Source organism: Janthinobacterium sp. 64 (assembly GCF_002813325.1).
In the GTDB taxonomy this organism is placed as follows: domain Bacteria; phylum Pseudomonadota; class Gammaproteobacteria; order Burkholderiales; family Burkholderiaceae_D; genus Janthinobacterium.
The window spans coordinates 5,350,781-5,371,308 of sequence record NZ_PHUG01000001.1; the positions used below are offsets into that span (position 1 = coordinate 5,350,781).

At 62.4% G+C, this 20,528-nt stretch carries 17 protein-coding genes; 8 read left to right on the forward strand and 9 right to left on the reverse strand.

From position 1 onward, the window contains the following. The first annotated feature begins 170 nt into the window (after nucleotides 1–170). Nucleotides 171–437 carry a 30S ribosomal protein S20 gene (rpsT, locus tag CLU91_RS23535; RefSeq protein ID WP_010395935.1) on the forward strand — a complete coding sequence of 89 codons (267 nt, stop codon included), beginning with the start codon at nucleotides 171–173 and terminating at the stop codon, nucleotides 435–437. A gap of 132 nt (nucleotides 438–569) precedes the next feature. Here rpsT and CLU91_RS23540 read toward each other — a convergent pair whose 3' ends face one another. The 3 genes from CLU91_RS23540 to CLU91_RS23550 all read right to left on the reverse strand — a co-directional run bounded on the left by CLU91_RS23540 (nucleotide 570) and on the right by CLU91_RS23550 (nucleotide 2,097). Beyond that, nucleotides 570–1,022, reverse strand: a complete 453-nt coding sequence (locus tag CLU91_RS23540) for a DUF192 domain-containing protein (protein ID WP_100876056.1) — start codon at nucleotides 1,020–1,022, stop codon at nucleotides 570–572. A gap of 131 nt (nucleotides 1,023–1,153) precedes the next feature. Then, nucleotides 1,154–1,423: a hypothetical protein gene (locus CLU91_RS23545; RefSeq protein ID WP_100876057.1), complete on the reverse strand. Its 270-nt coding sequence runs from the start codon at nucleotides 1,421–1,423 to the stop codon at nucleotides 1,154–1,156. A 110-nt stretch (nucleotides 1,424–1,533) separates the two neighbouring features. Further along, nucleotides 1,534–2,097, reverse strand: a complete 564-nt coding sequence (locus tag CLU91_RS23550) for a pseudouridine synthase (protein ID WP_100876058.1) — start codon at nucleotides 2,095–2,097, stop codon at nucleotides 1,534–1,536. Between the two features lie 280 nt (nucleotides 2,098–2,377). Between CLU91_RS23550 and icd the strand changes: the two genes are divergently transcribed. After that, nucleotides 2,378–3,631, forward strand: a complete 1,254-nt coding sequence (gene icd / locus CLU91_RS23555; protein ID WP_100876059.1) for an NADP-dependent isocitrate dehydrogenase — start codon at nucleotides 2,378–2,380, stop codon at nucleotides 3,629–3,631. 95 nt (nucleotides 3,632–3,726) lie between these two features. Here the strand turns inward: icd and cspE are convergent, their stop codons facing one another. Continuing rightward, nucleotides 3,727–3,930 carry a transcription antiterminator/RNA stability regulator CspE gene (cspE, locus tag CLU91_RS23560; RefSeq protein WP_010395943.1) on the reverse strand — a complete coding sequence of 68 codons (204 nt, stop codon included), beginning with the start codon at nucleotides 3,928–3,930 and terminating at the stop codon, nucleotides 3,727–3,729. A 321-nt stretch (nucleotides 3,931–4,251) separates the two neighbouring features. On the opposite strand from cspE, the gene clpS reads away from it, so the two are divergent. The 3 genes from clpS to CLU91_RS23575 all read left to right on the forward strand — a co-directional run bounded on the left by clpS (nucleotide 4,252) and on the right by CLU91_RS23575 (nucleotide 10,361). Continuing rightward, the gene (gene clpS, locus CLU91_RS23565; protein ID WP_096234388.1) at nucleotides 4,252–4,554 is read left to right on the forward strand and encodes an ATP-dependent Clp protease adapter ClpS; all 303 of its coding nucleotides are present in this window, start codon (nucleotides 4,252–4,254) and stop codon (nucleotides 4,552–4,554) included. Then, nucleotides 4,551–6,851, forward strand: a complete 2,301-nt coding sequence (clpA, locus tag CLU91_RS23570) for an ATP-dependent Clp protease ATP-binding subunit ClpA (RefSeq protein ID WP_100876060.1) — start codon at nucleotides 4,551–4,553, stop codon at nucleotides 6,849–6,851. The genes clpS and clpA overlap by 4 nt, the downstream gene beginning before the upstream one ends. Nucleotides 6,852–7,019: 168 nt before the next feature. Next, nucleotides 7,020–10,361: a S41 family peptidase gene (locus CLU91_RS23575; RefSeq protein ID WP_232730854.1), complete on the forward strand. Its 3,342-nt coding sequence runs from the start codon at nucleotides 7,020–7,022 to the stop codon at nucleotides 10,359–10,361. A gap of 4 nt (nucleotides 10,362–10,365) precedes the next feature. Here the strand turns inward: CLU91_RS23575 and CLU91_RS23580 are convergent, their stop codons facing one another. The 4 genes from CLU91_RS23580 to prpR form a co-directional block, all read right to left on the reverse strand. Next, nucleotides 10,366–11,085, reverse strand: a complete 720-nt coding sequence (locus tag CLU91_RS23580; protein WP_198521393.1) for a LytR/AlgR family response regulator transcription factor — start codon at nucleotides 11,083–11,085, stop codon at nucleotides 10,366–10,368. Then, entirely contained in the window at nucleotides 11,082–12,137 is a 1,056-nt protein-coding gene (locus CLU91_RS23585; protein ID WP_232730855.1) for a sensor histidine kinase, read from the reverse strand. Before CLU91_RS23585 ends, CLU91_RS23580 begins: the two co-directional genes overlap by 4 nt. 3 nt (nucleotides 12,138–12,140) lie before the next feature. Next, the gene (locus CLU91_RS23590; RefSeq protein ID WP_100876062.1) at nucleotides 12,141–13,013 is read right to left on the reverse strand and encodes an alpha/beta fold hydrolase; all 873 of its coding nucleotides are present in this window, start codon (nucleotides 13,011–13,013) and stop codon (nucleotides 12,141–12,143) included. 105 nt (nucleotides 13,014–13,118) lie between these two features. Then, the gene (prpR, locus tag CLU91_RS23595; protein WP_100876063.1) at nucleotides 13,119–14,744 is read right to left on the reverse strand and encodes a propionate catabolism operon regulatory protein PrpR; all 1,626 of its coding nucleotides are present in this window, start codon (nucleotides 14,742–14,744) and stop codon (nucleotides 13,119–13,121) included. A 209-nt stretch (nucleotides 14,745–14,953) separates the two neighbouring features. On the opposite strand from prpR, the gene CLU91_RS23600 reads away from it, so the two are divergent. After that, nucleotides 14,954–18,613, forward strand: a complete 3,660-nt coding sequence (locus CLU91_RS23600; RefSeq protein ID WP_100876896.1) for a sensor domain-containing protein — start codon at nucleotides 14,954–14,956, stop codon at nucleotides 18,611–18,613. Here CLU91_RS23600 and xth read toward each other — a convergent pair. After that, nucleotides 18,610–19,374, reverse strand: a complete 765-nt coding sequence (gene xth, locus CLU91_RS23605) for an exodeoxyribonuclease III (protein WP_100876064.1) — start codon at nucleotides 19,372–19,374, stop codon at nucleotides 18,610–18,612. The genes CLU91_RS23600 and xth overlap by 4 nt on opposite strands. Before the next feature lie 570 nt (nucleotides 19,375–19,944). Between xth and CLU91_RS23610 the strand changes: the two genes are divergently transcribed. Together CLU91_RS23610 and CLU91_RS23615 are read left to right on the forward strand one after the other, a co-directional pair. Further along, entirely contained in the window at nucleotides 19,945–20,316 is a 372-nt protein-coding gene (locus tag CLU91_RS23610; RefSeq protein ID WP_100876065.1) for a hypothetical protein, read from the forward strand. Nucleotides 20,317–20,326: 10 nt separating this feature from the next. Then, entirely contained in the window at nucleotides 20,327–20,515 is a 189-nt protein-coding gene (locus tag CLU91_RS23615) for a DUF1653 domain-containing protein (protein WP_034782199.1), read from the forward strand. The last annotated feature ends 13 nt before the right edge of the window (nucleotides 20,516–20,528 follow it).

The following is a 20,528-nucleotide window of genomic DNA, read 5'->3' on the forward strand; positions in this document are numbered from 1 at the left end:
CCCGCTTGAAAATATCGCTATAATCGAAGGCTGTACAGAATTCTGTTACGCAGACACTAATGTTTGACAGGCACTGGTTTGGCACACATGGTTCGGCAGACGCACAGAACGCACCGGTTGGCAAACACTAATGTTTGCAAACGCACTTTGACCCTGTTTTAGGAAATTCCATGGCAAATACCGCACAAGCGCGCAAACGCGCTCGTCAAGCAGTTAAGCAAAACGCACACAATTCGTCCCAACGTTCGACCTTGCGCACGGCTATCAAAGCTGCTCGCAAAGCGATCCAGGGCGGCGACAAGGCAGCTGCTGCTGCAATCTTCCAAGCATCCGTGTCGACCATCGACCGTATCGCTGACAAGAAGATCATCCACAAAAACAAGGCAGCTCGCCATAAGAGCCGTCTGGCAGCTGCCTTGAAAGCACTGTCCGCTTAATATTCGCCAGCAGGCAAGCCACCATGGTGGCCTTGCCTGTGCCGGTACGCTGGCACTGGTTGAAAAGCAAAAACCCGCAGATTCATTCTGGCGGGTTTTTTCGCGTTTCTTTGCGGCCGCGGCCGCCATTATTTAGCGCGTCGCGGGCAGGTTGCCGATGCTCATGCCCGGCTTGATGTTTTTTTGCTTGAACCAGCCCAGGTTCATTTCCAGCGCATAGCGCACGGGCACGGTTTTGGTCGAGCAATGGCTGTCGAGCGTGTGCGCTTGCATGTCTTCGATGTTGACGATCTTGCCGCTGGCATCGATAAAGGCCACGGACAGGGGCAGCGGCGTGTTTTTCATCCACATGCATTGCGTCGATGGATTGCCAAAGACGAACAGCATGCCCGCATTGGGCGGCATCTTTTCACGGTACATCAAGCCTTGTTCGCGTTGCGCTTCCGTAGCGGCCACTTCCGCCTGAATCAAATGCATGCCGGCCGAGAGCTGCACGCTCTTGCCTTGCGGTGTTTGCGCTTGCGCAATGCTGGCACACGCCAGCACGGTGATGGACAGGCTGAGACGGCGAAGGGAAATTTTCATGGCGCGGGACGGTGGCTGCGAAGCGGCGATTAAGCCATGCTGGCGGCTGCCTGGTCAAGCATGCTGCCTGGCCGCAGCGAAAGCGTGGGGTTACAGCAACATAGTCGCTGCCGTCACCCCGGGAACGACGCTTACTTCATCGGCTTGCCTGCTTCAGCGGCCGGCTGCTTCGTCTTGCGCGGCTGCGGAATCAGGCGTGGTGCATCGGTTGCGGCCGAGGCGTTGACCGAGGCCGCTGCCGGCTTGACGGCATCGGTGGCAGCCGAGGCATGGCTGGCTGCCGATGCGGGTGGAGGCTTGATGGCATCGGTCGCGGCGGAAGCGTGCACCTTGGCGCCCGATTGCGCCAGTGCGGCGCCAGCAAACAGGGTAGCGGCCAGGGCCAGGATTACTTTTTTCATCATCTTTCCTTTTCCGTCATGTGAAGGTCAGATGATTTTAATGCATTATCTAAAAATAAATAGTGCTTATTGGAAAAATTCGATGACGAGGCTGTTTTTTCTTGTCCTGTTCACGCTTTTCCAATGTTCTCGGCCGGCACTTCACACCATTCGCCTGGCAGCAGAGGGTGGCTGGCCAGCGAGAACGGGCCGATGGCGCTGCGCACCAGGCGCAGGGTAGGCAGGCCGACGGCAGCCGTCATGCGCCGCACTTGCCGGTTTTTTCCTTCTTTTAAGGTGATCGCCAGCCACGAGGTCGGCTTGTCGGCGCGCGCGCGGATCGGCGGATTGCGCGGCCACAGCCAGTCCGGCTCGGCGATGCGCACGGCCTTGCACGGCTTGGTGATGAAGTCACCCAGGTCCAGCGGCGCCTGCAGGCGCGCCAGGCTGGCCGTATCGGGCACGCCATCGACTTGCACCAGATAGGTTTTCGCTTCCTTGCGGTCGGGGTGGCTGATCTCGTGCTGCAGGCGGCCGTCGTCCGTCAGCAGCAGCAAGCCTTCGCTGTCGGCGTCGAGCCGGCCGGCCGGGTAAATGCCGGGAATGGTCAAATGGTCGGCCAGCGTGGCGCGGCCATCCTGCGGTGAAAACTGGCACAGGACCTGGAATGGTTTATTGAAGAGAATGAGTGGCATGCTGGATAAATGGATGCAAACGATGGTGGCTGCTGGTCGGCGCCGCAAAAGCGTGGCGCCCTGTAAGATTGTGGTGCATAATGTGAAACGTTAGTCTTATGTCTTATAGAAGACTATGGCGCTGCGCTTCTTTGGCGCTGCGGATGGCCCGGCGGTTCTTTCCCTGCTAAAGTGCGTTGTTGCCGCCCTGTTCGGACTTGTTTTTGTAAACTCTGCAACCGCAGAGCGCGTCGCCGGCCCGTGTTGCCCGCCAGCGGTGTGTCCCACTTCGGAGATCACGATGTACCAACATATCACTGTACCTGCTGACGGCCAAAAAATCACCGTCAACGCCGATTTTTCGCTGAATGTACCAGATAATCCCATCGTTCCCTTCATTGAAGGCGATGGCACGGGCATCGATATCAGCCCGGTCATGATCAAGGTGATCGACGCAGCCGTTGCCAAAGCCTATGGCGGTGCGCGCAAGATCAGCTGGATGGAAATCTACGCGGGCGAAAAATCGACGAATGTGTACGGCCCCGACGTGTGGCTGCCGGAAGAAACCCTGCAAGTACTCAAAGATTACGTCGTCTCCATCAAGGGCCCGCTGACGACGCCCGTCGGCGGCGGCATCCGTTCGCTGAACGTGGCCCTGCGCCAGCAGCTCGATCTGTACGTCTGCCTGCGTCCCGTGCGCTACTTCACGGGCGTGCCGTCGCCCGTGAAAGAGCCGGAAAAGACGGACATGGTGATTTTCCGCGAAAATTCGGAAGATATCTATGCCGGCATCGAATACCAGCAGGGCTCGCCCGAAGCCAAAAAATTGATGGATTTCCTGATCAATGAAATGGGCGTGACGAAGATACGCTTCCCGGCCACGTCGGGCCTGGGCATCAAGCCCGTCTCCATCGAAGGCACGCAGCGCCTGGTGCGCAAGGCCATCCAGTACGCGATCGACAATGACAAGCCATCCGTGACGATCGTGCACAAAGGCAACATCATGAAATACACGGAAGGCGGCTTCCGCGACTGGGCGTATGCGCTGGCGCAAACGGAATTCGGCGCCGAGCTGATCGATGGTGGTCCATGGTGCAAGTTCAAGAATCCGAAGACGGGCCGCGACATCATCGTCAAGGATTCCATCGCTGACGCGTTCCTGCAACAGATTTTGCTGCGTCCGGCCGAATACAGCGTCATCGCCACCCTGAATTTGAACGGCGATTACATTTCCGACGCGCTGGCGGCGCAAGTGGGCGGCATCGGCATCGCGCCGGGCGCCAACCTGTCCGACTCCGTGGCCATGTTCGAAGCGACGCACGGCACGGCGCCGAAGTACGCGGGCAAGGATTATGTGAATCCCGGTTCCTTGATTTTGTCGGCGGAAATGATGCTGCGCCACATGGGCTGGCTGGAAGCGGCCGACCTGGTTATTTCATCGATGCAAAAATCGATCGCCTCGAAGCGCGTCACCTATGACTTCGCCCGCCTGATGGAAGGCGCGACGCAAGTGTCGTGCTCCGGTTTCGGCGACGTGATGATCGAGCACATGTAACACGCGGGGCAGGGCAGGGTGCAGCGCACCCTGCGGACGAAAAAAAACCCCGCTTCAAGGAAGCGGGGTTTTTCACATCTGAGGGCCGGCGATGCTTAGGCTGCTTGGATGTTGGAAGCTTGCTTGCCTTTAGGGCCTTGCGTGACTTCGAATTGAACTTTTTGACCTTCTTTGAGGGTCTTGAAACCGTTCATGTTGATTGCGGAGAAATGAGCAAACAAATCTTCGCCGCCATCATCTGGAGTGATGAAGCCAAAACCTTTGGAATCATTGAACCACTTAACTGTACCTGTTGCCATAAAAAGAACTTTCAAAATTAAAACAAATCACACGAGCCATAAAAGCAAGAAGCTTCTTGCCCCCTCCTCGACGTCTCACTTCTTATCAAGCTGTACATTACTGCAACAGTCGATACAGCATTGTTGGCGGAATAAATAATGAAGTCAAGCGCTTTTCCATCGATATTGCCAAATTCTTCACGACAACCAAAAAAGCAACTCTTGATTTTGACAGCAAGGTCGCCATCTGCGCACTATTAAGAAAACGCGTAAGATTGAAAACAATTGGAAAGGCGTAGATATTGCGCATGACAACCACTGTGAAAGCATTAGAATAAGCGTATGGCAACCAAGCACGACACAGAAACCCTGCTGGAGCGGCAAGTGCTGAAGCCGCCACCGCTCTACCAGGTGGCCTTGCTCAATGACGACTACACCCCGATGGAATTCGTGGTGGCCATCATTGAGGAGTATTTCAACAAGGACCGTGAAACGGCGACGCAAATCATGCTCAGTGTTCATCGCTACGGCAAAGGAGTGTGCGGCGTGTTCTCTAAAGATATAGCGTGTACCAAAGTGGAGTTCGTTTTAACGCATGCGCGCAAGGCGGGGCACCCCCTGCAGTGCGTGATGGAGGAAGTATGATTGCGCAGGAATTAGAAGTAAGTTTGCACATGGCGTTTGTCGAAGCTCGGCAGGCACGGCACGAATTCATCACGGTTGAGCATTTACTGCTGGCACTGCTGGACAATCCCTCCGCTGCCGAGGTGTTGCGTGCCTGCGCGGTCAATATTGAGGACCTGCGCAAGACCCTCACCAATTTCATCGGCGATAACACGCCGACCGTGCCTGGCACGGGCGAAGTCGACACCCAGCCGACGCTTGGTTTCCAGCGCGTCATCCAGCGCGCCATCATGCACGTCCAGTCCGCATCGAATGGCAAGAAGGAAGTCACCGGCGCCAATGTGCTGGTGGCCATCTTCGGCGAAAAGGATTCGCATGCGGTCTATTACCTGCACCAGCAGGGCGTGACGCGCCTGGACGTGGTCAATTTCATTTCGCATGGCGTGCGCAAGGACCAGTCGACGGAAAGCGCGAAAGCTTCCGAAGGCGTGGAAGAAGCGCCCGTCGATGGCCAGCCGAAGGAAAGCCCGCTCGACCAGTTCACGCAAAACCTGAACAAGGCCGCTGCCGAAGGCAAGATCGACCCGCTGATCGGCCGCGAGGAAGAAGTCGACCGCGTGATCCAGATCCTGTGCCGCCGCCGCAAGAACAATCCGCTGCTCGTCGGCGAAGCGGGCGTGGGCAAGACGGCCATCGCCGAAGGCTTGGCCTATCGCATCACGCAGAGCGATGTGCCGGAAATCCTGCAGAATGCCGTCGTGTATTCGCTGGACATGGGCGCCTTGCTGGCCGGTACCAAATACCGCGGTGACTTCGAACAGCGCCTGAAAGCCGTGCTCAAGCAATTGAAGGACAATCCGAACGGCATCCTGTTCATCGACGAGATCCACACCATCATCGGTGCGGGCTCGGCGTCGGGCGGCACGCTGGACGCGTCGAACTTGCTGAAACCGGCACTGGCGAATGGTCAATTGAAGTGCATCGGCGCGACCACGTACACGGAATTCCGCGGCGTGTTCGAGAAAGACCATGCGCTCTCGCGCCGTTTCCAGAAAGTGGACGTCAACGAGCCGACCGTCGAGCAAACCGTGCAGATCTTGCGCGGCCTCAAGTCGCGCTTCGAAGAGCACCATGGCGTGAAATACTCGGCCTCGGCCCTGTCGACGGCGGCCGAACTGGCGGCGCGCTTCATCAACGACCGCCATCTGCCCGACAAGGCGATCGACGTCATCGATGAAGCGGGCGCGGCGCAGCGCATCCTGCCGAAGTCGAAGCAAAAGAAAACCATCGGCAAGGCCGAGATCGAGGACATCATCGCCAAGATCGCGCGCATTCCGCCGCAAACGGTCAACCAGGACGACCGCAGCAAGCTGCAGACGATCGACCGCGACTTGCGCAACGTCGTGTTCGGGCAAGATCCCGCCATCGACGCGCTGGCCTCGGCCATCAAGATGGCGCGTGCCGGCCTGGGCAAGACGGACAAGCCGATCGGCTCCTTCCTGTTCTCCGGCCCGACCGGTGTCGGCAAGACCGAGGTGGCCAAGCAACTGGCCTTCATCCTCGGCATCGAGCTGATCCGTTTCGACATGTCGGAATACATGGAACGCCACGCCGTCAGCCGCTTGATCGGCGCGCCGCCGGGCTACGTCGGTTTCGACCAGGGCGGCTTGCTGACGGAAGCGATCACCAAGAAGCCGCATTCGGTCTTGCTGCTCGATGAAATTGAAAAAGCCCATCCGGACATTTTCAATATCCTGCTGCAAGTGATGGACCATGGCACCTTGACGGATAACAATGGCCGCAAAGCCGATTTCCGCAACGTGATCATCATCATGACCACCAATGCGGGTGCAGAAAGCTTGCAGAAAGCCTCGATCGGTTTCACCAACTCCAAGCAGGCAGGCGACGAGATGGCCGACATCAAGCGCATGTTCACGCCGGAATTTCGTAACCGCATCGACGCGACCATCAGCTTCCGCGCGCTGGACCAGGACATCATCCTGCGCGTGGTCGACAAGTTCCTGATGCAGCTGGAAGAGCAGTTGCACGAGAAAAAGGTCGAAGCCGTGTTTACCGAGAAGCTGCGTGCTTTCCTCGGCAAGAAAGGCTTCGATCCGCTGATGGGCGCGCGGCCGATGGCGCGCCTGATCCAGGATCTGATCCGCAAGGCCCTGGCCGACGAGCTGCTGTTCGGCCGCCTGGTCAGCGGTGGACGGGTCACCGTCGACCTCGACGACAAGGACCAGGTCTTGCTGGAATTCCCGGAACCGCCAGACGCGGCACCGACGGCGGCACCGGAAACGGTGGAAGTCGAGTAATCACCGCCAGTGCCAACCGTGATCAAAAACCCGCCCACGCAAGTGGCGCGGGTTTTTTTACGTTTTTGTGGGCAATAAAGAAGGTTTTCTTTGGTCGCAGGTATGCCAGAATTGCTGTCCGGTATCGACATGATGTCCATGCCACCTGACCGCTATCTGGATGCCCACATGAAAATTTCCCGTACTCTCGCCTTCCTGTTGTTTTCCGCCGGCCTGCTGGGCAGTGCCGCCGCCGCTACTGCCACCAGCTATTTCCGTTTTCCTGCCGTGCGCGGCGACACCGTCGTCTTCACGGCCGAAGGCGACCTGTGGAAAAGCAGCGTGCGCGGCGGTGCGGCGCAGCGCCTGACCACGCATCCCGGCTATGAAACGAATGCGGCGATTTCGCGCGACGGCCAGTGGCTGGCTTTTTCCGCTGCCTACGAAGGGGCGCAGGAAGCGTATGTGATGCCGCTGGCGGGCGGCTTGCCGCGCCGCATTTCCTTTGATAATGGCGGCGTGCTGGTGCTGGGCTGGACGGCGCAGGGCGAAGTACTGGTCAGCACGCAAAATACGGATGGTCCCGCTTCGCGCCGCATCGTCGCCGCCATCGACCCCGTGAAACAGACGCGGCGCGTGTTTCCCGTCGCCGACGCCAACGACGCCGTGCTCGACGACGCTGGCAAGACGCTGTACTTCACGCGTTTCGGCCTGGCCATGACCAACGACAATGTACGCAACTACCGGGGCGGCGCGCATGCCACCTTGTGGCGCTATGACCTCGATGGCAAGGGCGAGGCCGTGCGCATGCATACGGAGCCTGCCGTGTTGGCTGGTAACAACAAGCGCCCCATGTGGTGGCAGGGCAGAGTCTATTACATCAGCGACGCGGGCGGCAGCGACAATCTGTGGAGCATGCTGCCGGACGGCTCCGACCGCCGCGCACTGACGACCCACACGCAGTGGGACGTGCGCAATGCGCAGTTGGGCGACGGCAAGATCGTGTATCAGCTGGGCGCCGACCTGCAGGTGCTGGACCTGGCGGCAGGCACGGACTCGTCACCATTGCCGATCAGCCTCGTGTCCGACTTCGACCAGCAGCGCGCGCGCCAGATCCGCTCGCCGCTCGATACCTTGAGCAATGTGCAGCTGTCGGGCAAGGATGAGCGCATCATCCTGACGGCACGGGGCCGCGTCAGCATCGCCGGCACGGGCAGCTTGCGCCGCGTCGATATCGCCATTCCCGAAGGAGCACGGGCGCGCGACGCCGTCTTTTCCAGCGACGAGAAATCCGTCTTCGCCATCGTCGACACGAGCGGCGAGAATGAAATCTGGAAGTACGCCGCCGATGGCTCGGGCAAGGGCGAGCAGCTGACGACGCAGGGAGATAATCACCGCTGGAAACTGTATCCGTCGCCGGATGGGCGCTGGCTGGCGCACACGGACAAGAAGGGCCGTTTCTGGCTGCTGGACCTGGCCACCAGGGGCAATCAATTGATCGACGATGCGGGCAAGGCGGGCGTGGACAAGCACGACGAAGTGCAATGGTCGCCCGACAGCCGCAACCTGGCCATCGTGCGCGTGGCCAGCAACGAGCAGCGCGAGCAGATCGGCTTGTACAACCTCGCCTCGAAGCAGTTGCAATTCGTCACCAGCGACCGCTACACGTCCGGTTCGCCCGTGTTTTCGCCCGACGGCAAGTGGTTGTATTTCATGTCGGCGCGCAATTTTCAGCTGGCCAACGGCTCGCCGTGGGGCGACCGCAACATGGGCCCCGTGTTCGACAAGCGCATCGGCGTGTATGCGTTGGCGCTGCAGCCGGGCAACCGTTTCCCGTTCCAGCCCGATGATGAGCTGAGCCGTCCGGGAGTGAAGCCGGCCGAGACGGACGATGAAAAGGCGGCCGAACTGGCGGCGGAAAAGGCCCTGGAGAAAGCCGGTGGCAAGACGAGCGTGAAGAAAGCGCCGGCGGCGCTGCCGGACGTCGTCTTCAAGGGACTGGCCGAGCGCCTGTATGAAGTTCCGCTGGCGGCGGGCAATTACGGTGCGCTGGCCATCGATGACAAGCGCCTGTATTTCCTCGAGCGCGACAGCGGCGAGAACAAGTCCAGCCTGAAAACCCTGGCGATTGGCAATACCGGCTCCAAGCCGGAACTGCTGGTGGCCAATGTGCGCGAATTCGACCTGGCGCAGGATAAAAAGCATTTGTACTACAGGACAGCCGCAGCTACTGGGCCGGGCGAGATGCTGGTGATCGAGGCGGGCGCCAAGCTGCCATCCGACCTGTCGAAGGCCAAGGTCAAGGTCGACGACTGGACGTTCGTGTCGAATCCGCGCCTGGAATGGAAGCAGATGTTCAACGATGCTTGGCGCTTGCACCGCGATTTCCTGTACGACGCGAAGATGCGCGGCGTGAACTGGAAGGCGGCGCGCGACAAATATGCGCCGCTGGTCGAGCGGGTCACGGACCGCGCCGAACTCAATGATGTACTCGGCATGATGGTGGCCGAAGTGGGCGCCCTGCATTCGCAGATCCGCTCCGGCGAATTGCGCCGCACGGAGCAGGAAGGCACGCCGGCGGGCTTGGGCGCCGTGCTGGCGCGGACAAACGAGGGCTACCGGGTCGAACACGTCTACCGCAGCGAAGCGGAATTGCCGTCGGCGCGCGCACCGCTGTCGCGCCCCGAAGTCGATGTGAAGGCGGGCGACGTGATCACGGCCGTCAACGGCAAGGACGTGCTGGCCGCGCGCGACATCAGCGACCTGCTGCTGAACCAGGCCGACAAGCAGGTGCTGCTGCAGGTCCAGCGAGGTAAAGGCGCGCCGCGCGCCGTCATCGTCACGCCCGTCAACATGGCGAAACAGACGGCGCTGCGCTATGGCGACTGGGAATTGAGCCGCGCCGAGCAGGTGGCCGCCGCCTCGCAAGGGCGCATCGGCTACCTGCATTTGCGCGCCATGGGCGCGAACGACATCGCCTCGTTTGCGCGCGACTTTTACGCCAACGTCAACCGCGAAGGCCTGATCATCGACGTGCGGCGCAATAACGGCGGCAATATCGACAGCTGGATCATCGAAAAACTGCTGCGCAAGGCCTGGGCCTACTGGGCGCCGCCTGGCGTGCAGCCGTCGTCGAACATGCAGAACACCTTCCGCGGCCACCTGGTGGTGCTGGTCGATGAACTCACGTATTCCGATGGCGAGACTTTCGCTGCCGGCATCAAGGCATTGAAACTGGCGCCGCTGGTCGGCAAGCGCACGGCCGGCGCCGGCGTCTGGCTCAGCGACAATACGCGCCTGGCCGACAACGGCATGGCGCGCGTGGCGGAAAACGGCCAGTTCGGCATCGACGGCCAGTGGCTGATCGAAGGCGTGGGCGTGGTGCCGGACGTCGAGGTGGAAAACCCGCCGCACGCCACCTTCGTCGGCGCCGACCGCCAGCTGGAAGTGGCGCTCGACATGCTGGCGAAAAAGCTCAAGGAGCAGCCGCGTCCCGCCTTCCAGGCGCAGCCCATCCCCGCGCTGAAGTAGACGGTTACAGGCCGGTGACGGCCTTGAACTGTTGCGCGCGGCGGCGTGATACTTCCACCACGCTGCCGTCGAGCAGATGCAGGGCCAGGCCATCGGCCGCATTCGGCGCCACTTGCGCCACCTGCGCCAGGTTGACGATCTGGCGCCGGTTGGCGCGCAGGAACTGGGTGGGGTCGAGTTTTTCTTCCAGCTGGTTCAGGGTGCGCAGCATCAGCGGATGGTGCGCGCCGAAATGCACGCGCGTGTAGTTGCCTTCCGATTCCAGCAGGCGGATATCGTCCAGCGCGACGAACCAGCATCTTTCCCCATCCTTGATGAAGACCTTGCGTGGCGCGGGCGGCGGCATGGCGTGCGCCCGCGCGCCGGCACGCGCCAGGGCCGTGGCCAGGCGTGCCGCCTGCACCGGTTTTTGCAGGTAGTCGAGGGCGCTCACTTCAAACGCCTGCAGCGCGTACTGGTCGAAGGCCGTGCAAAAGATGACGTCGGGCGCATCATCGAGCGCGGCCAGCAGGTCGAAGCCGGAGCCGCCCGGCATCTGCACGTCGAGCAGCAGCAGGTCCGGGCGCAGCTTGCCGATCTGCGCGACGGCGTCTGCCGCGCTGGCCGCCTCGCCGACGATCTCCACGGCACCCTGCTGCACATGTGGCGCCAGCAGGCGACGCAGCTCGGCGCGCGCCAGGCGCTCGTCATCGACCAGCAGCACCTTCAGCGGCGATCCGTTCATGGCGGCTCCGGCAAGTCGATGGTGGCGACCACCCAGCCCGCCTGCTGGCGCAGTTCCAGGCTGGCGTGCTCGCCGCAGGCCAGCTGCAATCGCTGGCGCGCATTGCGCAAGCCGATGCCGGTGGAGCCGGACGCGCTGCGCAGCTCGCCCGTGTTGGCCACCTCGATCCGCAGCGCGTCCATGCCAGCGCTGCGCTGCGCCGTGATGCGGATGTCGCTGCCATCGGCGCTCGCTTCAACACCATATTTGACGGCGTTTTCCACCAGCGTTTGCAGGGCCATGGGCGGCACGCGCACGTGTTCCAGGCCGGGCGCGCTGATCTCGACCGCGAAGACGACACGCAGGCGTTCCTCGAAGCGTACTTGTTCGATGGCCAGGTAGGCGCGCACGGCGTCCAGTTCGGCCGCCAGCGGCACCGTGGCATGCTGGCCGGACTGCAGCGCGTGGCGCATCAGGCTTGCCAGTTGGTCGATCATGTGCGCGGCCGCTTCGCGGTCTTCGAAGATCAGCGCGCGCACGCTATTGAGGCTGTTGAAGAAAAAATGCGGATTGACTTGCGCCTGCAGTGCGCGCAGTTCCGCTTCCCGTCCATGCAGCTGCAGGCGCAGGGTTTCCGCTTCCAGGTGGGCGGCGCGCCGCAGCGACAGCGCCGTGAAGTAAAACACGGTCCAGGTCAGCAATACCCCGAACCAGAACAGCAGCGCGCCGGGCAGCCAGGCGATGCCGCGGATGGTGTCGGGCGGATACATGACGTGGAAGGCGGCCGTCACGCTGGCCGTCTGGATGGCGGCCAGCACGATCAGCGACGGCACGATGCGTGTCCAGCGCAAGCCGTTCGCCGCCCAGCCGCGCCGGCGCAGGACGCCATGCCACAGGTGCGACAGCAACAGCCCGCCCAGCGAACCCCAGCAGGCAATCGTCACGACGATGCGCAACTTCGAGGAGCCGCCATACACGCTGTTGAACAGGGCGAGCGCGCCCCAGCCGGCCAGCTGGAAGGTCCAGTACCAGTTGATCCTGGTCAGCAGCGGCCGGTGCAAGGGTGCGTTCACTGCCTAGTCCAGGAACTGTTCGATGCGCGCATGCATCCAGTCCGGCTGGTCGTACATGATGAAATGGCGCGCCGTGTCGGCCAGCGCGATTTTGACGCCTGGCAGCTGTGCATACTGCTGCTGGAAGGTCGCTTCGATGGCGGCGCGCGGCGCATAATCCTGGTAGGCGATCCAGGTACCCAGCACCAGCGTGGGCGACGTGATGCGCGCCACGTCCTGGCGCAGGTCGCTGGCCATCAGCGTGCCCATGGCGCGGATGACCGTTTCGCGGTCCGAGCGCTGGCCCCAGCCGATGATGCGCTCCACGTCGGCCGGCGCGCTGGCCATGCTGGTCACGGTGCGGCGCTGGCTGGCGCTGGAACTTGCCGCATCCTGCGCCCGCATGGCCGATTGCATCTGCTGCGACATGGCTTGCAGCTGTTCCTGCGTAATGGAGGGCATTTGCACCGCGCCCAGCGCGGGCAGCGAGTCGACGATCACCAGCTTGCCTGTTTGGGCCGGATGGTCGATGGCCATTTTCAGGGCCAGGAAGCCGCCCAGGCTATGCCCGATGATGGCTGGCTGGCCCAGTTTCCGGGTGCTGATGTAATCGGCCAGCTGCTGCTCGGCCTGCGCCAGCAGGTCGCCTTCGATGGGCGCTGCTCCGGCAAAGCCGGCCAGGGTCAGCACGTGGCAGGCGCGTGCTGTTTTCGGTCCGCACAGGCGCGCCACCGTGCCTTGCCAGACTTCGCCCGAGGATGCCAGGCCGGGAATCAGGATCAACGGGCGGCCTTGTCCTGTGACGTCGACCGTGAATGCCGTTGGCGTGGCGGCGTGAACGGCGCCTGTCAGCAGTGCGCTGGCAAGCAAGGTCAATGCGGATATCGTTTTTTTCATGGGGGTGTTTCCTCCTTGACGACGATGCTAGCGGGCCAGGCGGTCCGCCGCCAGCACCGCGGGATGAGCGGCGGCAGGCAGGGATGAACGGCCCTGTTCCCCTCCTCAGCCGGCGCGCAGCCGGCGCCACAGGGTGGTGCGGCTGATGCCCAGATAGCTTGCGGCCGCGTCGCGGCGCCCGCCGAAGCGCGCCAGCACTTCGCTGGCGCTTTCCTCCTCGCGCTGCCGTGCAACGGCGGCAGCCGGCGCCGGCAAAGCCGCGGCCGGGCTGGCGCCTTGCGCCAACTCCGGCGCTACGCCCAGCACGAAGGCGGGGGTGAGCGCCTGCAGCGGTTCGGCGGCCAGGAACAGGGCCAGGCGCTCGGCCAGGTTGCGCAGTTCGCGCACGTTGCCGGGCCAGTCGTAGCGGCGCAGCAGCGGCGCGCACGCCTGGATTTCCGCATGCAGATTGGGGTGCGGACGGGCGCCCAGCGCGGCCAGCGCGTTTTTCAGCGACCACTCTGCCAGGCCAGGAATGTCGCTGGCGCGTTCGCGCAAGGCGGGCAAATGCAGGCGCAGCACGGCCAGGCGGTAGAACAGGTCGGCGCGGAAGCGGCCTTCGCGGATGCGCTGCTCCAGGTCGCAATGCGTGGCGCTGATGACGCGCACATGGATGGCAATGGGCCGCGTGCCGCCCACGCGCACCACTTCGCGTTCTTCCAGCACGCGCAGCAAGCGCGTTTGCAGGGCCAGCGGCATTTCGCCGATTTCGTCGAGGAACAGGGTGCCGTGGTTGGCCGCTTCGAACAGGCCAGCATGGCCGCCCCGGCGCGCCCCTGTAAAGGCGCCGTCCTCGTGGCCGAACAGTTCCGATTCCAGCAGGGATTCGGCGATGGCGCCGCAATTGATGGCGATGAAGGGCCGGTTCGCGCCCAGGCTGCGCGGGCTTTCCCGGTGGATGGCCTGCGCCACCAGTTCCTTGCCGCTGCCCGTCTCGCCCTGGATCAGCACCGTCGCCGGCGAGCGCGCATACAGCACCACCGACTGGCGCAGCGCTTCCATCGCTTCCGATTCGCCGCGCAGGTCGTGCAGGCCGTGGCGCGCGCGCAGGGTGTCGGCCACCACCGCGCGTCGTCCCCGCGTCGATTCGATCTGCGTCAGGCGCGCCAGTTCCAGCGCGTCGTCGAAGGCGCGCCGGATGGCCGTGGCCGAATACACGAAGACGGCGGCCAGTCCGGCCTCTTCGGCCAGGTCGGTGACGAGGCCCGCGCCGACGACGGCTTTCACGCCCGCCGCCTTGAGTTCATTGATCTGCGCGCGCGCGTCTTCCTCGGTGGCATAGGTGCGCTGGGCGATCTGGAAGCCGAAGGTGGCAGCAAATTCAGCCAGTTCCGGCATCGGGTCCTGGTAGGTGACGACGCCGATGTCCGGCGAGATGCGCCGCGCGCGCGCCAGCGCCTGCATCACGTCGTAGCCGCTGGCCTTGGCGATGATGACGGGTACCGACAGCCGGCCTTTCAGGTAGGCGCCGTTCGAGCCGGCGGCGATGACGGCGTCGCAGCGTTCGGTGGCCATGCGTTCGCGGATGTGGCGCACGGCGTCGTCGAAGCCCAGGTTGATCGGTTCAATCGTCGCCAGGTCGTCGTATTCGAGCGTGATGTCGCGGAACAGGTCGAACAGCCGCGAGACGGAGACGGTCCAGATGACGGGTTTGTCGCGGTGGTCGAGCGGAGGTTGGGGAGGACGGCGCATGCTTTATTCTAAACGATTTGTTTCATTTTCTTGCCATGCAACGCCGTTGCAACGAAGGTGTTGCAAGTGGTCTGTGGCGTTTCAGATATTGCCAATAAGGAATATGAAAAAACCCCGGGAAACTGGTTTATGATCTGACAGCACTATGATGCCTGACAAATATATTGCTCAGGTCCATTCCGACCGCTAACAACCGATCCATGGTGTCCATGAACCGCGTACCGACCAGCCCCGATTTCATCGCCGATGCCTTGCAGCTGATCGCCTTGCCGGCCTGCGCCTGCGATGCGTGCGGCATGGTGGTCGCGGTGAATGGGGCCTTGAGCGCCTTGCTGGGCAGCGATGTGTCGGGCCGCCTGCTGACCGACTGTTTTACGGACGCCTACCGTGCGTCGAGTACCAGCATGCTGCGCGGCGCGCTCGGTGCGGCCGGCCGCGAGCGGCACTGGGACAGCAGCCTGCAAGGGGTATCGGGCGCCATCGCTGTGCAGATCTGGTCCCGGCCGCTGCCGGCGGGCGATGGCTTGCCGGGCGCAACCCTGGTGTTTGCCGACATCAGCGTGCAGCAGCGCGACCAGCAAGCCTTGCGCAAGACCTTGCTGGAACAGCAGGCCATCCTGGAAAGCGCGGCCGTCGGCATCGTCTTTTCCAAGGGCGGCTTCATCGAGGAGTGCAATATCCGCGCCGCCGAGATGCTCGGCTATGCGCGCCACCAGTTGACGGGCATGCCGGGCGCGGTGCTGTACCGCTCCGCCGAGCATTGCCGCAATCTGGGGCTGGAAGCGGCGCCGCTGCTTTCCAAGGGCAAGCCGTACCGCACCGAACTGGAATTGCGGCGCCAGGATGGCACGCTGTTCTGGAGCCGCCTGCACGGGCGCGCCGTCGATCCCTTGAATACCCATGACGGCACGGTCTGGATCATCGAAGATATCAGCGACCACCGGCGCGATGAAGACCAGCTGCGCCGCGCCATGCTGGAAATGCAGGCCGTGATGGACAACGCGCCGCTGGCCATCGGCTTCCAGCGCGACAAGGGCGTACTGCGCTACAACCGCCGCTTCGCCGAATGCTTCGGCTTTGATGGCGACAGCGGCGTGGGCATGGCCGTCGCCGACCTGTACCCGTCGCGCGCGGCTTACGAGAACGTGGTGCGGCAAGCGTCGCCCCTGCTGCGGCGCGGCCAGCCGTTCCAGGGCGAGATGGAGATGCGCCGCCGCGACGGCTCCACCTTCTGGGCGCTGGCGTATGGCTATGTGCTGAACCCGGAGAGCCAGACCGACCGCGGCCTGCGCGACACGATCTGGCTGTTTGACGACCGCAGCGCGCAGAAGGCGGCCGAGGAGGCCACGCGCCAGCTGATGCTGGAGCAGCAGGCCATCCTCGACAATGCGTCCGTCGGCATCCTATTTTCGCGTTCGCGCCTGGTCTTGCGCTGCAATCCCCGCTTCGCCGAAATGTTTGGCTACGCGCAGGACGAGATGATCGGCCTGCCCGCCGCCGAGCTGTTTCCCTCGCCCGCCGCCTACGAGGCATTCGGCGTGCAAGCTACGCCGCTGCTGGGGCAGGGCTTGCCGTACGAGCAGGATGAATCGCTGTTCCGCCGCCGCGACGGCAGCCTGTTCTGGTGCCGCATCCGCGCCAAGGCCGTCGACCAGGCGCACAGCGAGCAGGGCACCATCTGGATCCTCGAAGACGTCACGGACAGCCGCCAGGCGCAGATGGAGGTGGCGGCCATCATGACGAATGCCTCGGTGAGCATCCTGTACACCAAGAACCGCCAGATCACGCGCTACAACCTGGGCTTTGCCGCGATGTTCGGCTACAGCGGCGACGAGGCGCTGGGTCTGCCCGGGCGCGCGCTGTACGTGTCGCAGCAGTCGTACGATTTATTGGGCGCGGCCGCGTTTCCCTTCCTGTCAGTCGGCAAGCCGTTTCAGACGGAAGTGGAAATGATGCGCCGCGACGGCACGACCTTGTGGGCGCAGCTGATCGCCTATGTCGTCAATCCGGACGATCCCGCCGCCGGCACCATCTGGATCATCGAGGACCGCACGGAAGCGAAGCGCGCCGAAGAATCCTTGCGCAATGCGCTGCTGGAAAACCAGGCCATCCTCGACAGCGCCGTGCTGGGCATCTCGGTGGTGGAGGGCGGCTACAATTTGCGCGCCAACAGCAAGATGGAAGAGCTGTTCGGTTATGGACCGGGCGAGATCAACGGCCTGTCGGTGCAGACCCTGTACCCGGACGTGGCCGCGTGGAAGGCGGCGCGCGGCGAGACGGCGCGCGACTTCGCGGCAGGGCGTGTGCACATGTCGGAATACCAGCTGGTGCGCAAGGATGGCAGCCGCTTCTGGGCGCGCCTGTCCGGCCGGCCGTTCGACCTGGCGCATGCTCATGGCCGTTCCGTGTGGCTGGTTGACGACGTGACGGCGCGCCGCGAGGCGGCCGAGGCGGTGCGCCGCGCGCGCGACGAACTGGAACTGCGCGTGCACGAACGCACGGCCGAACTGGCCGGCGCCAACCTGCTGCTGCAGGGCGAGATCGCCGAGCGGCGCCAGGCCGAGGCGCGCGTGCATCACATGGCCTACCACGACAACCTGACGGGCTTGCCGAACCGCGCACTGTTGTCGGACCGCCTGGAGCGGGCCATGCTGGCCTCGCAGCGCTCCGGGCGCAAGCTGGCCGTGATGTTCATCGACCTCGATCGCTTCAAGACCATCAACGATTCGCTCGGTCACATGACGGGCGACTTGCTGCTCAAGGAAGTGGCTGCCCGGCTGTGCCGCGCCGTGCGCGCCAGCGACACGGTGGCGCGCCTGGGCGGCGATGAATTCGTCGTGCTGGTGCCGGGCATCCGCGACACCGACGAGGCGGCGCGCGTGGCCGAGAAGGTCATCGAGGCGCTGACGCCCGCTTTTCCGCTCGATAGCCATGTGCTGCACGTCACGCCGTCGATCGGCATCTGCGTGTATCCGGACGATGGCGGCGATGTCGACGCGCTGATGCGCCATGCCGATGCGGCCATGTATCACGCCAAGGGCAATGGCCGCAACAACTACCAGTTCTTCACGCAGACGATGAACCAGGCGGCGGCCCTGCATTTTGATCTGGAAAGCAGCTTGCGCACGGCGCTGGCGCTGCAGCAGTTCGAACTGTTTTACCAGCCCATCATCGATATCGCCACGCGCCGCCTGCATGGCATGGAAGTGCTGCTGCGCTGGCGCCGTCCCGGCCATGGCCTGGTGCTGCCTGACCGCTTCATCCCCATCATGGAGGAAAACGGCTTGATCGTGCCGGTGGGCGAATGGGTCATGCGCCAGGCGTGCGAGCAAAGCATGGCCTGGCAGCGCCAGGGCTTGCAGCCCGTGCCCCTGGCGGTGAATCTGTCGCCGCGCCAGTTCATGCACAAGGGCCTGGTGGCGGCCATCGGTGACGTGGTGCGGGAAACGGGCATCGATCCGGCGCTGCTGGAATTCGAGATCACCGAAACGGCGCTGATGCAGCACGGCGAGCATACGCTGGAGATTTTGCGGCAGATCAATGGCATGGGCCTGCGCCTGTCGATCGACGATTTCGGCACCGGCTATTCCAGCCTGGCCTACCTGAAACGCTTCCCCGTGAAAAAGGTCAAGATCGACCGTGCCTTCATCAAGGACCTGGAACACAGCGCGGAAGACCGCGCCATCGTGGCGGCCATCATCGCGCTGGCCGACAGCCTGCAATTGTCGACCGTGGCCGAGGGCGTGGAGACGGAAGAACAGTTCGCCCTGCTGCAGGCGAACGGCTGCCGCTATGCGCAGGGCTATCTGTTTTCCGCGCCCGTGCCGGCGGTTAATGCGCAGGTGCTGCTAGAGAGGCGCAGCGTTTAATCGATGGTGGCGACGACCGGCGCGTGGTCGGATGGCTGTTCCCACTTGCGGGGCACGCGATCGATCACGCAGGCCGTGCAGCGGCCAGCCAGGGCGGGCGAGAGCAGGATATGGTCGATGCGCAGGCCCTTGTTCAGGCGGAAGCCCAACTGGCGGTAGTCCCACCAGCTGAACGATTTTTCCGCCTGTTCGAACAGGCGGAAGGCGTCCGTCAGGCCGATGTCGAACAGGCGCTGCAGGGCGGCGCGCTCCTTGTCCGAGACCAGCACCTGGCCGGCCCAGGCGACAGGGTCGTGCACGTCGCGGTCGTCGGGGGCGATATTGTAGTCGCCCACGACGGCCAGCTGCGGGTGCTGCAGCGCTTCTTCGGCCAGCCAGTCGTGCAGGGCGGACAGCCAGCCCAGCTTGTACTCGTATTTGTCCGACTCGATGCTCTGGCCGTTCGGCACGTAGGCGCACACGACGCGCACGCCGCCGATTGTGGCGGCCAGGATGCGCTGCTGCGCATCTTCATAGCGGGGATTGTTCTTCACCACGTCGGTGATCGGCAGCTTCGACAGGATGGCCACGCCGTTGTAGGTTTTCTGGCCGCTGAAGACCACCTGGTAACCAGCCGCCTCGATCTCGGCGACGGGGAACTTGTCATCCGTGAGTTTGGTCTCTTGCAAGCAGAGTATGTCGACCGGATTGTCGGTCAGCCACTGCAGCACTTGCGGCAGGCGCACTTTGAGTGAGTTGACGTTCCAGGTGGCGAGTTTCATGGGAAAAATCCTTGCTTGAATAGGTATCGATAAGCGCGAATCTTACCGCATGCGTGTCGCCGGCGTGCTGCCTGCCGCTTGTCGCGCAAGCACGTTATTTTCCCACAGGGAAAAAGAGTGTCAATAAAGTATTTATATTCAGCCAATCGTGGCGCATGAATATTATGTTTTTGTGTATGATTGATCAACCCCTATGTTTGATTTGGCATAAGTGGCTGGCGTGGCAGGCTGCGTGTCGCCGTTTAACGCGACAAAGGTGTAAAGTTTCTCGCTGAAACGCGATAAAAACTACTAAAATGGCACAATGTAACAACTGTGTCACACGGCTTTGTTACAGCCAAGTTAAGAACCGAACAGGAAGCAGTTGTAATTAGTTGTAATTGCTATTCCGATTACATGACCACTGTGCCGGAGCGGAGCGTCAATTCCGTTTTCGGCGCCGCCAGACTTGTTATATAAATTGCAGTACTATATCTATGAGACTGTTTTGCGACATCAATAGATGGTACTATTTTGAAATGTTGCAGTTTTAATAGTGAGACTTGCGCGTAGCATTTGCAAAGGAAGAAAATGCGAACTGCATTTGAAGCGTGGGCGCAGCGTGACGGCCACATTGTGCGGCGAAGAGAAGACAAACCGGATGAGTACCTGATTTTCGAAACCCAGCGCCGCTGGGTTATCTGGCAGGCAGCTCTGACGCATGGCAAGACGCCGGCCAAGCCGCGCGTGAGCGCGGCCGAAAAGGCGGCGAAAGCCCAGCGCGCGCTGGAAATGTCTTCCGATGAGGCGACCGTGCGCAACAAGGTGCTCAATGAAGTGCTCGACGCCTTCAGCGGCGCCGATGGCGCTGCCGGCATGGAAGGCATACTGAAAGTAATCCAGGGCCTGAAGATGAAGCAGAAGGCACTGGCCGACGACAAGAGCGAAGATTCAACGGCTTGAGGGGACGGCGATGCGTTATCGACACTACAAGGGCGGTATTTATGAACTGGTGTGCGAAGCCACGCTGGAAGCGGATCTGACACCGATGATCGTGTATCGCGCCGCGGATGGTTCCATCTGGACCCGGCCGAAAGACGTGTTCTTTCAACTGATCGAAGTCGAAGGCGTCATGGTCCAGCGTTTCGCTCCCATCAACTGATGGCCGCCTGCGT

Bases quoted from the DNA above. Each gene is read 5' to 3' on its own strand.
- rpsT (WP_010395935.1), top strand. From the start codon at position 171: ATGGCAAATACCGCACAAGCGCGCAAACGCGCTCGTCAAGCAGTTAAG.
- CLU91_RS23540 (WP_100876056.1), bottom strand. From the start codon at position 1,022: ATGAAAATTTCCCTTCGCCGTCTCAGCCTGTCCATCACCGTGCTGGCG.
- CLU91_RS23545 (WP_100876057.1), bottom strand. From the start codon at position 1,423: ATGAAAAAAGTAATCCTGGCCCTGGCCGCTACCCTGTTTGCTGGCGCC.
- CLU91_RS23550 (WP_100876058.1), bottom strand. From the start codon at position 2,097: ATGCCACTCATTCTCTTCAATAAACCATTCCAGGTCCTGTGCCAGTTT.
- icd (WP_100876059.1), top strand. From the start codon at position 2,378: ATGTACCAACATATCACTGTACCTGCTGACGGCCAAAAAATCACCGTC.
- cspE (WP_010395943.1), bottom strand. From the start codon at position 3,930: ATGGCAACAGGTACAGTTAAGTGGTTCAATGATTCCAAAGGTTTTGGC.
- clpS (WP_096234388.1), top strand. From the start codon at position 4,252: ATGGCAACCAAGCACGACACAGAAACCCTGCTGGAGCGGCAAGTGCTG.
- clpA (WP_100876060.1), top strand. From the start codon at position 4,551: ATGATTGCGCAGGAATTAGAAGTAAGTTTGCACATGGCGTTTGTCGAA.
- CLU91_RS23575 (WP_232730854.1), top strand. From the start codon at position 7,020: ATGAAAATTTCCCGTACTCTCGCCTTCCTGTTGTTTTCCGCCGGCCTG.
- CLU91_RS23580 (WP_198521393.1), bottom strand. From the start codon at position 11,085: ATGAACGGATCGCCGCTGAAGGTGCTGCTGGTCGATGACGAGCGCCTG.
- CLU91_RS23590 (WP_100876062.1), bottom strand. From the start codon at position 13,013: ATGAAAAAAACGATATCCGCATTGACCTTGCTTGCCAGCGCACTGCTG.
- prpR (WP_100876063.1), bottom strand. From the start codon at position 14,744: ATGCGCCGTCCTCCCCAACCTCCGCTCGACCACCGCGACAAACCCGTC.
- CLU91_RS23600 (WP_100876896.1), top strand. From the start codon at position 14,954: ATGAACCGCGTACCGACCAGCCCCGATTTCATCGCCGATGCCTTGCAG.
- xth (WP_100876064.1), bottom strand. From the start codon at position 19,374: ATGAAACTCGCCACCTGGAACGTCAACTCACTCAAAGTGCGCCTGCCG.
- CLU91_RS23610 (WP_100876065.1), top strand. From the start codon at position 19,945: ATGCGAACTGCATTTGAAGCGTGGGCGCAGCGTGACGGCCACATTGTG.
- CLU91_RS23615 (WP_034782199.1), top strand. From the start codon at position 20,327: ATGCGTTATCGACACTACAAGGGCGGTATTTATGAACTGGTGTGCGAA.